The sequence below is a fragment of the Bacteroides cellulosilyticus DSM 14838 genome (assembly GCF_000158035.1).
In the GTDB taxonomy this organism is placed as follows: domain Bacteria; phylum Bacteroidota; class Bacteroidia; order Bacteroidales; family Bacteroidaceae; genus Bacteroides; species Bacteroides cellulosilyticus.
In genome coordinates this window covers 251228-264510 of sequence record NZ_EQ973489.1, presented here as the reverse complement: position 1 = coordinate 264510, position 13283 = coordinate 251228, and the positions used below count along the sequence as shown (strand labels likewise).

8 protein-coding genes and 1 pseudogene are annotated in these 13283 nt (G+C 40.4%); all 9 read right to left on the bottom strand.

Going from position 1 to position 13283, the window contains the following annotated elements; genetic code table 11:
• Positions 1–847, bottom strand: an 847-nt coding sequence (locus BACCELL_RS03810; RefSeq protein WP_007210236.1) for a ligand-binding sensor domain-containing protein, incomplete at its 3' end; no start/stop codon positions are given.
• Between the two features lie 771 nt (positions 848–1618).
• On the bottom strand, positions 1619–3505 hold the full coding sequence (locus tag BACCELL_RS03805; protein ID WP_007210234.1) for a family 43 glycosylhydrolase: 1887 nt from the start codon (positions 3503–3505) through the stop codon (positions 1619–1621).
• A gap of 92 nt (positions 3506–3597) precedes the next feature.
• A complete protein-coding gene (locus tag BACCELL_RS03800) occupies positions 3598–5070 on the bottom strand; it encodes a family 16 glycosylhydrolase (RefSeq protein ID WP_007210233.1) in 1473 nt (490 codons plus the stop codon).
• A 19-nt stretch (positions 5071–5089) separates the two neighbouring features.
• Positions 5090–5989, bottom strand: a complete 900-nt coding sequence (locus BACCELL_RS03795) for a discoidin domain-containing protein (protein ID WP_007210232.1) — start codon at positions 5987–5989, stop codon at positions 5090–5092.
• Positions 5990–6022: 33 nt separating this feature from the next.
• Positions 6023–7690, bottom strand: a complete 1668-nt coding sequence (locus tag BACCELL_RS03790; protein WP_007210231.1) for a RagB/SusD family nutrient uptake outer membrane protein — start codon at positions 7688–7690, stop codon at positions 6023–6025.
• A gap of 30 nt (positions 7691–7720) precedes the next feature.
• Complete coding sequence (locus tag BACCELL_RS03785; RefSeq protein WP_007210230.1) at positions 7721–10741, bottom strand: SusC/RagA family TonB-linked outer membrane protein; 3021 nt, start codon at positions 10739–10741, stop codon at positions 7721–7723.
• 35 nt (positions 10742–10776) lie between these two features.
• Positions 10777–12477: a RagB/SusD family nutrient uptake outer membrane protein gene (locus BACCELL_RS03780; RefSeq protein ID WP_345916999.1), complete on the bottom strand. Its 1701-nt coding sequence runs from the start codon at positions 12475–12477 to the stop codon at positions 10777–10779.
• Positions 12443–12703: a hypothetical protein gene (locus tag BACCELL_RS27660; protein ID WP_007210228.1), complete on the bottom strand. Its 261-nt coding sequence runs from the start codon at positions 12701–12703 to the stop codon at positions 12443–12445. The genes BACCELL_RS03780 and BACCELL_RS27660 overlap by 35 nt, the downstream gene beginning before the upstream one ends.
• Before the next feature lie 49 nt (positions 12704–12752).
• Positions 12753–13283, bottom strand: a pseudogene (locus BACCELL_RS03775) (SusC/RagA family TonB-linked outer membrane protein); the annotation flags it as partial.

Sequence of the window (13283 nt, the reverse complement as noted above, 5' to 3'; positions counted from 1 at the left end):
TATTGAGATCCTCGGAAATAGCATAAATCAGATTATCGGAAATTGTACCCGACCTATTTTCATCATGGGTGAATGTTGTCCAAGTGGTTTTCTCCGGATTATAAGCATCATGCAGCAAATGTAATCCTGCTCCCCAGGTTCCTACCCATATATTTTTATGGCTATCCTGAAAGACAACATGAGCTGAGTTACCGGAGTTCATTTGCGGGTACTTCCAGTATTTACCGGTTCTCTTTTCATAGCGGAACAATCCCTGACTCCATGTACCAATCCATATATCCCCCCGATCATCTTCAAACAAAGACTTTACAGTTGTTTTTGGGAAAACGCCATCGGTATTATCCTGATTAAAAGCTAAAAAACGATTGCTATCTTCCAGATATTCAAGCAATCCCCCTTCTGTAGCAAATAAAATGCGATTGTCACTTGTCACCAATATTTGAGATATGCCAATACCATTTATTTCCGGGTCATCTATTTTCCGAATCTGTCCTGTTTGCTTATCCAGCACATTCAGTCCGCTGTAAGTACCAATCCATAGCCGATGTTGCGCATCCTCTGCCACGCAATAAATATTGTTATTCGTTAATAAATCCGGGCAATACAGATTGGATTTATAGGTAGTAATGGAATAGCCATCATACTGAAAAAGTCCGTTGCGGGTAGATATCCAAATATAACCATCCCGGTCCTGATACACCGACTGCACGTCTTTACTTGGTAAGCTATTCAGAACAGATGAAGATTTGAATACCAAAGAATTAGGTCCGGGCGCTACCATAGCTTGACATACTATAGGAAACAATACCCCCAAGATAAAGAAGAAACTCCTGATCTTTTCTTTCATAGTTGTTAGTTAGCAAATATTATTAATCAACTCCGGCAAATATACATAAAAAGTTCTAAAACTATCTTATTTGTTCGATAGGATTATTTTCAGGAGTGCTACACTATCACACCAACCAATCACTGATTCAGACTGTGGCATGTATGTAAATGAATATAGATGAGGAATTAACAAAATGACAAATTGATAATCCTACCCTGTCACATTCTTTTCTTTCCGTACCGACCACGGCATCATACGGAAAAACGCAAGGATTCTTTATCAGGTAAATTCAAAAGAATACGGACAGAAAGAAATACCAGACAATTAGACAATGATAAGTTCGAAGTTAAAACACTATAGAAGACATTATTGACAATATCTAAAAAAATGCTTCTTTCAGTCCATTTCCTATTTCCACCGAAATAGAGAAAATATTGCCTGTAAAAAGCAAGGCTACACCCTTTATGCCGGATGGTATCGCCCTTCAGTCAACAAGGCTACACCCTTTTGGACCTATGGTGTAGCCCTTCGGAAAAAAGAATAAGTCTTTTGGGAAATTACATGGTATGTTTTAGAGTAAAAGACCGCTTGTTGGAAGGTAAAAGACCGTCTGTTTTTCCTAAACAGACGGTCTGAATTGAGGGAAAAGACAGGTAGAATCTTCCAGAAGGCTCTATTCCACGGAAAGACTCGTTGTTAATAACAGACAAAAACACACATTACGTCATTGAAATCAACTATTCAGCATCATAGTGACAATTCAATAAACTTAGATTCACCCGTCTTAAACTATTTCTGATATACCCGAACGTAATCTATTTCATAACGCATAGGAATACCTTTATCATCAATTTCGCCACCATTTATGCCACCAAGAGCCAAGTTCAGCAAAAGATATTGTGGCATGCGGAAGGGGTTCGTTCCTTTTCCGATGGTACCGTTAACAGTTTCGCTCAAAAGAATTTCATTCAGTAATTCATCATCCAGATAGATTTTAATGGCCGTTTCATCCCAATCCATACGCCAGATGTGAAACTTATCCGCCCACGCCGGGTCTTTATCTGTAAAATGAGTAAAAGGAATCGCTTTACTATTCCATCTTGCATTCCACTGCCAGTCAGTTCCCCAGGCAGCATTTGCCAGAATATGCGGTTCACCTTTGATACGATAGTATTCCATTATGTCAATTTCACCACACGAAGGCCATTCCATACCACTGCCCAAAGCCCAAATAGCCGGCCATGCCCCTCCGCTCACGGGAATCTTGGCACGAACCTCGAATCTGCCATACAGGAACTCTTTCTTGCCGGCCGTAGTGATGCATGAGGAAGTGTACTCAATAAACTCCCGCTTCTTCCTCCAGTCATTACTTCCGGCCTCATACCAAGGATTTTTACGTCCTTTTTCTTTCCGTGCTTCAATAATCAGCTTTCCATCTTTGCAGTAAGCGTTGCCTTTCTGATACCACTGGGCTTCCTCATTGCGTGCAAAGCCATTATCATAACTCCAAACAGTCGTATCCGGAAGACCGTCTGTATTAAATTCATCACTCCATACCAATTTCCACTCCGATTGAGCGGACAGATTTACCTCGTCCGTCCACTCAATAAACGGAACACCCTGTTCATCAAACTGCATAGGCAGCCAAATATGCCCGGAATACATCAGACTCTTCGGTTTCCATACATCAGCCATAAATATAAAGCGGTTCTCCGGCAACTCCAATACGAACGTACTTTGTCCACCAAAGGTTTTCTCACTGTTCTGTCCACGACATGGATTAGGATGTTGCTTCCACGGTCCCCAAATGGAAGACGCTGAAAACATACGGGCTTCATTAGGATCCCAACCGGTACATCCGGAAGTAATCATCCAATACATATTATCTTTCTTGAATAAGGCCGGTGCTTCGTTATGTCCACCGGGAAAGATACGAATATAGCGCCCTGAATGCTGCAAATAATCATCTGTCAGTTCTGCAATATGCAGAGTCAGGTTCTCTTCTGAAGAATAAATGTGATAAGCTTTACCATCGTCATCCACAAATAAAGTCATATCACGAGACATTTGTCCGCCTTCTATATCGCGTTTCACAAACAGTCCCTGGTTAACGGCCTTGTACCACTCCGGAGTCCACCACTTTTTATATTTCTTCATGTTCCATGTCAGCTTCCGGTCTGCCTCAGGCATATTCTCCGGATAGATTCCGGGGTTCACCCGTCCGGAACGAACAAAGCGATAAGGTCCCTCCGGTTTGTCACTGACGGCCACAGCCGCGCGGGCGGGGCCATAACCTTGACCTTTCAGTTCCAGATGGAACCACATTACAAACTTCCCGGTCTTCTTATTGTATATCACTTTAGGGCGCTCCATGATGCAACCACGTTCAATATCGCTACCGGGTTCTTCGGATACGGCAAGCGCTACACCCTTGTGAGTCCAGTTCTGTAAATCGGAAGATGCGTAACAGTTCACTCCCACTTCGGTAGTGAAGCCGTTTTCAGGGCGATGTTCGCCAAACCAGTAATATAATCCGTTATGAAATAAAACGCCGCCACCATGGGCGTTGATATATTCATTATTAACATCTTTCCACCGTTCTTTAGTCTGCGATAATAGAGGAAGACAAATAATTGTCAATAATAAGAATCCTCCCAAATACTTTATATATTTCATATACTATTACCTATTTTACAAATATTCCGTACTGCCCCAATGTTCTGTTAGGTTCATAGGGACAATACGGAATACAAAATTAAAGATTTTATTTATTTTTTCTGATAAACTCGTACATAGTCTACCCGATATTCAAGCGGGAAAGTTGCTTCTATAGGTCTTCCATTGCTACCACCGATAGCCAAGTTCAGCATCATAAGCTGACCAAATCCTTCCAGATCATTGGAATAGGGATTAATATAACCACCCTCTCCGGCACCATGGTCACCTTTATTATAGGTTGTACTCAGGTCGGTTTCATTCAGAAGCACATCATCCAGATAGATGCGAATGTATTTTTCATCCCAATCCATCATCCAAACATGATATTTTTCCGCCCACTTCGCATCTTTGGACGTGAAATCAGTAATAGGATAATTTGCAGAATTCCATGAACCATCCCAACGTTTATTTCCACCCCAGCAAAGGTTAGCATGAATCTTGTTCTTATAGAATTCCAGAAAATCGATCTCACCACCCAGCGGCCACTCATACCAGTTACCGGTAGACCATATCGCAGGCCATCCACCTTGCTCAATAGGTATCTTAGCGCGTACAACCAGTTTCCCATATTTGAAAGCATACTTATTTTGGGCTACCACGCAAGCGGAAGTATATTCCGCATATTCACGAGTCTGTTTCCAAGAGTTCCCCCCCGTTGCATTCGGATTGTAGTTCGGGTTCTTCACGCGTTCCTGCTTGGCTGTAAAAACCAATGCATTCTTTTTCATTTCAACATTCTCCTTTTTATACCACTGATCCTCTTCATTGCGCTGAAATCCTTCTTCATATCGCCACATTTCAGCATTCGGTGCGCCGGTTCCATTAAATTCATCATGCCAAACCAGTTTATATCCGCCTTCCAATTCATGGTCATCAGGTACACCTTCTCCGTCGGCGAAATACTCTTCACCAGGATCTACATAAGTCACATTAAAGAAAAACATCATCGTATTTGTCTTATCATTAATGCTATAAGAAGTAGAATTTTGAATTTGTACAGGCAACACAAAAGTCACATCTTTTTTCCATTCGTCCTGTACTAACGCAATCAGTTTACTAGAGTAAACATTCAGTTCTACTTCTTCCGACTTTTTACAGCCGGCACTCAGTTCCATTTTACTAGCAGAGAGATTATAGTATTCTTCCGGCAACAGTTCTGCATCGGCATAAACAGTATAAACAGAAGATGTTCCAACCAAAGCAATGGCCTTCTTCAAAGAATCTGAAGCTATAACCAAGTCTACCGTAGCATCTTTCTCCGCTTTCCGATTCTGGTAAAGCGCCAGATTCAGGCGATAATTAAAATTCTTAACTTTCTGCACTTCACCTTCTTGCGGTTCTTTCAAAGCCGTAACTATATTACATTGAGCTCCATCCCATATTTCACTGGCTTGCTTGATGCCCAAATAGTTTAAGCTCAATTTTCCATTGTACCCAAAGTCATTATCTTCATCGCAAGCGGAGAAAGTGATTGAACAGGCAGCTACACAAAGAGCTACCCAGATTTTTATCTTATTTTTCATATTCTTATCCCAATTAAAATTAATCTAAAGGTACAGTTTCAGGATCATAGATTTCTACTTCCACATCATAAAATTTAAATTGAGCCAAATTGAAATACTTCGTATTACCCGAAGTAGCAATTACATTAAAACGGAAAGAAGTAAATGTCTTCCCTGGTACAACGAATTCTGAGGTATACTCAGTACTGTGTGCCGAAGGTAAACCTGACAATGTCGCCACTGTTTCAAAAGTTTTTCCATCACTGCTTATTTGTAATTCCACCACAGAAGGACGCCCTTCCGAAGTCCATGTATTATCCGTACGATTCTGGTAATAAATAGCGAAATCCTCATGCGCTTCCTTAAAATCAATCTGAATATAATGAGGCAATTCTATCTGAGGACTACTCCATCTCGTATGAAAGAAAGTATTGCCTTTACCGTCTATCAAATTCTTAATCGGCCCTTCAGAAGGTTCCTGTGCATTCGTGCTAAGCTGATCCGCCTCTATTTTCATTTCTGTACGCGACTTTTCTGTCGTAGTAGATGGTGCTGCTCCTGATTTTGCTTTTATTTCCGTAACCTCACTACCTTGATGGGCAGCATTGAAAGTCTGGAAAAAGAAAGAATAATCGCCAAAACGGGCACGCGTATCTTCTATCAACATTTCAGTCGTACCAATAGAAGCTATCTTACAAACATCTTGTTCTGTCAACGGATCATGATATTTAATCTGAAGATATTCAAATGCACCTTCAGACGGAGTATTCCAGGTCAATTTAATTTGTCCGGGTAAGGGATCTGAGTTTACAGCCGATGTTGCGATAGCAGTGGGAGCCGCTGTGCTCCCCCCTATCTCAAAAGTTTCTAAGTTATCATCGCAACCTGTCATGCCAATCAATAACCCGACAACAATCATATATTTAAAGTTCAATTTCATAATATCTCATTTTTATAGTTAAACACGTATGTTTTACCAATCTGTATTTTGAGTCAAATTCGGATTTTTACGAAGTTCAGAGTCCGGTATTGGATAGAAATACATCTTATCATCCCAAACCAAAGATTTAGTATTGCGCGTATAAGTGAACGAGTCATCACTATTTTTCGTGATCACTACCCGATCAAGACTCTTAAAACCGCCTTCTTTCCACCTACGTACATCCCAAAAGCGATGTCCTTCAAATGCAAGTTCCACCATACGTTCATTCTTATAACGCTTCCAGAAATTATCACTACTCATACCTTCTGGAAATTCCGGCATATCCACACCAGTACGCTTACGTATCTTATTTACTGCTTCACGAGCTGACATAGTAAGTTCACCATCTTTATTATCAGCCTCTCCAAAATATTTGAATGTGGCTTCCGCATAATTCAGTAGAAACTCTCCTAAACGGAATGTCACCCAACTATGCACTTTACCTCCACTACCTGTGCTGGCACTGATATCCGTAGAACCATCTACATATTTCTTTAGATAGTAGCCTGTTGGGGTTGCATAAGGAATAGGCGAAGCATTTCTACCTCCCACATAAATTTCCAGCGGATTAGGATTTGTATTCGGCCATTTGTCCCCATTCACAGCAATCGTCATGGCAAAACGCGGATCTCTACCTGTATACGGCTCCTTTGAATTTGGTTCACTGCCATTCTTCATTTCATAAGCATCGACCAAAGTCTGTGTTGGACAATTTCCTGATCTCGCATTTTCCAAACCTATCGGAAAATTAGTAACTTCAGGATCAGTAGTTGCACCTACACGACGCACAAAAATCATCTCAGATGCTTTCCAGTTATTTTCACCCCACAAGTCAGTATACTTACCTAAAGTAATGCCATTCTTGCTACAGTAGTTTATTACATCTAAATTAGCCTTTGCAGCTTCTTTGTAGAACTCTTTGTTTTCACCTTCATTGAAAAGCTTGCTGGCGCGGTAAAGCAAAGCGCGTGCTTTCAGCGCCAATGCCGTACCTTGAGTCACGCGACCGGTTTCCGGTTTCTCCGAATTACCGGCAGCATCATTTTCAAGTTTACTGTAATCTATTGGAAGTTCCGGAGCCACTGCATCACATTCACTCACAATAAAATCAAAAATCTCCGAAGCAGGTGTACGTTTCAGACTATTGGCTTCTGCCTCTGTCAGCACGGATGTTGTGAAAGGAACATCACCATACGCACGTACCAGCTGGAAATAATAATAGGCGCGTAACAAACGCACTTCATACTGGTAACGCTTAAAACGATTCATCTGAGCTTCATAATCTTCTGTAAAACGCAAGTCATAGAAATCCAGGTCTTTTGCATTTTTCAGATAATAATTGACCGCACGAATAGGTGTATAATAATTCCATAGCGACTTTGGATTCAGTGCATTCCAGTTTCCATTCGTATAGTCAAGTACACTCGAATAAGTCAATGCCATTTCTGCCTCATCACAGGCGGATGCCAATGCTCCTGAACCGGGCAAATCAGAGTCCAAATAGGAATAGATGTTATTCACAAATCCGGATGTACGGCCGAAGTCAGAAAATACATACTCCTTATCGTAGCTGGTATATTCATGATAGTCCATCTTGTCTGTACATCCGACTAATACTGCCGTACAAACAATACCGAAACATATATTCTTTAATTTCATATCTTAGTTTTTTTTATTAACTTATTTCATTTAGAGTCCCAGTGATAAACCGATATGTATGGAACGGGTAGCCGGATAAACATCTCCTATAGCTTCCGGATCAGTTAAATCGATTTTGTCAATACTGAACAAGTCTGTACCTCTTACATAAACCTTCGCTGTTTTCATTTTGATCTTATTCAGCCAAGCAGAAGGAATCTTATAGTATACTTCACAGTTACGCAACTTCAGGAAAGAACGGTCTTGTAACCATACAGAACTACTTTGCGTATTGTTTTCCACATTTTCCGTAGTCAAACGAGGAAAGCGGGCATTCGGGTTTTCAGGTGTCCAACGATTCTCATAAGCATACTGTGAAATAGAAGTATTATTTATCAATGGACGATATACGCTGGATGTAAGCCAAGCTGTATAATTACCTACACCTTGAAAATAAGCGTTAAAGCCTAAACCTTTCCATTCTAATCCTACATTGAAACCATAATAAATTTCCGGCCAAACAGAACTATAGCCCATGGGAATCATATCGTTGGAGTTAATGACGCCATCATTATTCACATCCTTGTACTTAATATCACCCGGCTTTACCGGACCAAATTGTTGAGGTGTACTATTATCAATATCTGCCTGATCTACAAAATGGCCGATAGCTTGTAAGCCCCAAATCTGTCCAACCGATTTTCCTTTCGCACTCAAATACTCATAGGCTTTGGGTTCTTCCAAGTTTTCGATAATCTCACTACGGTTAAATGAGAAGGTTCCACCCAAACGTAACTGGAAATCTCCAATACGTTTATTATAATCCAACCCCATTTCGGTACCCCAGCTATCTACTATACCTGCATTCTTATAGGCTCCATCAACGCCCAATACAGCCGAATTTTGTCCTGATGCACTTACCCAGATATCTGAACGCCTCTCATAAAACCCATCAATTGTAAAAGTCAAGCCTTTCAACAGAGACATATCCAAACCCACATTATACTTATAAGCTTTCTCCAACACTCCGTTCAATGAAGGTAACCGACCTTCAGACCATCCACCGTCTCCATCTCCAAAATTGCTACCACCTATTACAGGATAAGATCCTCCGCCTCCCATTTTATTAAGCCAATAGCCGTCAGCCGGAGTGTTATCCGTATTGATAATACCAAATGAAGCACGCAATTTCATGAAATCTATCACATTTTGATTCTTCATGAAAGCTTCGTTAGAGATAACCCATGACAACCCTACAGTGGGAGCCGGTAACCAACGGCTATTAGGATCCAACTTATTGGAAGCAGAGAACATTAAAGTAAAATCTGCAAAATAGCGATTATCATAGCCATAATGAGTATACCAACCTGCATTTTGAGTAAACAAAGTTACATTTACGCCATTTCTATCGTCATACTTATACGTATACAGCAGCATGGAGTAAAGGTCATGTTTGCCAAAGTTACGGTTCCAATCTACATTTGCCTGAAAGTTTAAAGAGCGATACTGCCAATCCAACTTTGAACTTTCGCTAGTACCTACCGAACCTCCCTCAAAATCAGTGAAAGCTGATGGTTCGCCATTAGTCCATTGAGTAACAGACTGCATGCCATATTTTTCATTTCTACGGTGATCTTCCCAATAAGAAGCCAGGTTATCATATCCAATACGTACAGATCCACCTAATCCTTTAGTAATGGATGACAAATCCTGACGTAATAACATATCAGCATACAGAGCGCGAGTGTGGCCTTTCGTATAACCATGACCTTGTGCAAGATATACAGGATTATAATCACCATTCCAGGTACTATTGCCACCCCACAAACCCTTTTCCGTCTTAATAGGGAATGCTGCCGACGGCACTGTATACAACTTACCGATCAGATTATCGCCACTTGAGCTTGGACGGCTGAATTCATTCAGTACACCAGATATATTAGCCTGTAATCTTGTTTTGGATGTCAGATCAATATCCAAATTTGAACGGAAATTGGCTCTTGAATACTTGTCTTGCGTAGAATAACCATCATTGGAATTAGCATTCTTGATGAAACCACGATTATTCTGCAAATTCAACATCGTGAAGTAGCGCATCTTAGTAGAACCTCCACGGAATGTTAAGGTTGCTATATCCGTAGTTCCCTGATCACGAAAGACCTCGTCCATCCAATTCACATTAGGATAAAGATAAGGATACTTTCCACTCTTGAAAGCATTCAACTCATTCTGAGAATAACGTGCAGATTTTCCATCATTAGCCAAGGCTTCATTGATAGCATTAGCATAGGTAGAAGCATCTGCCATTTTCGGAATTCGAGTTTGAGAATTAAAACCATGATCATAAGAGAAGTTTATCTCACGACTTTTGTATTTACCACGTTTAGTTACGATATTCACTACACCGTTTACACCACGGAAACCATAAAGGGCTACTGCTGCTGCATCTCGCAAGATACTAACAGACTCTACTTCTTCAGGAGAGATATAATTCAATGCTTGATAGCCATTATCTCGTTCCAGACCATCCACCAACAACAATATACCATTTTTATCATTTAATGTCTTTTGCCCACGGATAGCCATAGAAGAAATCTGGTCCCAAACATTACCCGTCTTCTGCATAGTATAAAGTCCCGTTACATTACCATACAATGCATTACCTACATTAAACGTAGAACGATTATCAATTTGATCGGCATAAACAGTAGAGACCGCACCTGTAGATTCTGCATTGGTCTGATTCAGACCAAAACCGTAGTTAACTTTCTCACTTGAGAAATCCATAACAATCGTCAGGTCTTTCCCATCAGCTACAGGCACAATTTTAGTATCATCCCTACCAGTACGTACCTGCAAGCGTTTAGTATGATCGGCTATAATTTCAAATTTACCATTACGGTCAGTCGTCGCCTGTACCAACGGATTGTTTTCAACGGAAATCAATACACCTTCTATCGGATTGCCTAGTTTATCAACCACTTTGCCGGCTATATTGCCTTCCTCTTGCGCCCAGCTTTTCAGAGAGACACAAGCCAACATTGCTAAAACTATTATTTTATATTTTTTCATGTTGTTCTTTCTTTATTATATGGTTATTTTTACCTTTATTTCCAACCCGGGTTTTGTGTCAGTCCATATCCTTTGTTTACTTCCGAAGGCGGGAAAGCAGCTAAATACCATTTAGGATTAAAATTGCTCCACCACGTGCGAGCTATATTTTTAAGTTCGAACACTTCGTATTTGAAATTAGAAGGTTTATTAGGGTATTCAGAAGCATTACCACTAGTACCTGACCATGGTTTGTTTCCACCACCATCATTACGATAAACTTTCAGTCCGTGAAGTTTTTTCTGGAAAAGATCTGCACGTTTGTAACGAATCATATCAAAGAAACGTACATCTTCCAAACCAAGCTCACAAGCACGTTCACGGAGTATTTCTTCCAATAAAGCATTTTTATCAGTCGTTAGATTCTTAGTAGGATTACATTTTGCCAAACCACCTAAACCAACACGAGCACGTACGATATCTACCTGATCAATAGCTTTTTGCAAATCCCCCTTAGCGTGCAGGATGGCTTCTGCATAAATCAAGTAAACTTCTGCTAAACGTAAATAAGGCCATTGAGGATAGGTTCCGCTTAAGTTACCTGTCTTATAGAATTTATAAAGGCTGAAACCAGTAGCGACCTTTCCTGTTTCCTTTTCCGTATTGTCAATGTTATCACGACCTCCCAACCACAATTCAGCTGCATGGTCACCAAAATTAGCACCATTCACCAACATCGTCTCATACAAACGTGGATCACGTACCGGCTTGTTATAGTCATTATCAGTAAAGAACGGGAAAGCACCATCAGCCAACAGTGTATTGGAGTCAAAAGGTGTGCCGTCACTCATTGGGAACATCTGCATATATTCCAAGGTTGGAGTATAGTTACCATAGCCTACAAATTCAGTTTGAAATTTGTACCACCAGTCGTTATTGAACTTACCTATTACACGAGTAGAAATAAGTAATTCCGTATTATTCTGACGTTCGAAATAAGCTTTAAAGAAGGCATCACGATAATTTTGTGAACTTGTTCCATCTGCCTCCATCAATGCATAAAAGCCATTAGCTTCTAGCTGTTCAAAAAACTCATAACATGCCTGATAGCATTGTTCCCACCAATCAGCATTATAACCTCCATACCATACTTGCAGATTACTTACAGCATCTTGTGGAGATTCTGTAGAATAAGGTTCACTATCATTAAACAAAGGACTGGCCGCAAACAACAGTATCTTACATTTTAATGCCATTGCTGCCGCTTTTGTAAAACGTCCTTGCCAATTAGAATCATCTGTTCCCAGAGACCAGGGTAATTCCGATTCATTGATAGCAGCATCCAATAAACCAATCATAAATTCAACTGTCGCCGCAGCTGTTGCACGGGGTACTTCGTATACAGCTTGTACACCGTATGTTTTGTCTACCAGCGGCAAACCACCAAAATGACGGAACATATCGAAATAACGAGAAGCTATTAATACTTTTGCTTCTGCAGTCAGACGCGCTTTCTCTGCATTGTCCATATCCGGTACACGCTCAACATTTTCAATAAACATCCATCCAGCGCGAATACCACTCCAGGCTTTATCATCTATATAATTGTAACGAACATCACCTCGGGAACCATCTTCATCTGCTGCCGTATACGCACCACTATAATAGAGACGATTCACTCCATCCCAACTGTTATGACTATGCCAGCAATCAGAAAGAATTTCAAACATACCGGTGTTCATTTTTCTTTTCATCATAACCACCCCAGTAATAAGGCAAGCCATAATAAAGTTTTGTATAAGCATTCCATAAAAATGCACGGGCATAATCAGCTTTTCCAAAAATAGAATCCTGATTCAAGTCGTTCGTCGTAGGCGGTTTTTCAAGAAAACTATCACCGAACTTTATTTGATCGACGCAAGAAGCAAAGAGTATGGTAACTCCTGCAAATGCTATTATAAACCATTTAGTTAAATGTCTCATATCTTAAGTATTTAATTCTTAAGTTTCTTATTTTCAATATCAATAAACATTAAAAGCCTAATTTCAGACCAATATTAAATACTCTGGTCAGCGGATAGTTAGGACGATCGCTCTGACGAGACTCCGGATCTCCCCAATCAAAAGCGGTAAATGTCAATAAATTATAGCCATTTACATACATGCGGCAGCTATTCAGCTTCAACTTTCTCATGAAGGGGAAATCAAAATTATAGCCGATCTCAATATTCTTCAAACGGAGGTAGCTTGCATTAATCAAGTACAAATCACTTCCTTTTTCAAAGTTATTTTTACGATTCGTTGCCGTAATACGAGGAAATTTAGCAGTATATGAGTCTTCTGAAGACCGCCAGGTATTTTCATATTGGTACAACAACAAGCCTTTGTTTTGAGTATCACCAAGCGGCTGTCTGAATTCAGAGAGCATACGGTCTACATTCCAGGCACCCGTCCATTGCATGGAGAAATCAAAATTCTTCCAAGAAAAGCCTAAATTCAAACCTGCCGTATATTCCGGAAGGTCAGTAAAACCTATATCTCGTGTCGCATCATTGCCGTCCAG

Bases quoted from the DNA above. Each gene is read 5' to 3' on its own strand.
- BACCELL_RS03805 (WP_007210234.1), bottom strand. From the start codon at position 3,505: ATGAAATATATAAAGTATTTGGGAGGATTCTTATTATTGACAATTATT.
- BACCELL_RS03800 (WP_007210233.1), bottom strand. From the start codon at position 5,070: ATGAAAAATAAGATAAAAATCTGGGTAGCTCTTTGTGTAGCTGCCTGT.
- BACCELL_RS03795 (WP_007210232.1), bottom strand. From the start codon at position 5,989: ATGAAATTGAACTTTAAATATATGATTGTTGTCGGGTTATTGATTGGC.
- BACCELL_RS03790 (WP_007210231.1), bottom strand. From the start codon at position 7,690: ATGAAATTAAAGAATATATGTTTCGGTATTGTTTGTACGGCAGTATTA.
- BACCELL_RS03785 (WP_007210230.1), bottom strand. From the start codon at position 10,741: ATGAAAAAATATAAAATAATAGTTTTAGCAATGTTGGCTTGTGTCTCT.
- BACCELL_RS03780 (WP_345916999.1), bottom strand. From the start codon at position 12,477: ATGATGAAAAGAAAAATGAACACCGGTATGTTTGAAATTCTTTCTGAT.
- BACCELL_RS27660 (WP_007210228.1), bottom strand. From the start codon at position 12,703: ATGAGACATTTAACTAAATGGTTTATAATAGCATTTGCAGGAGTTACC.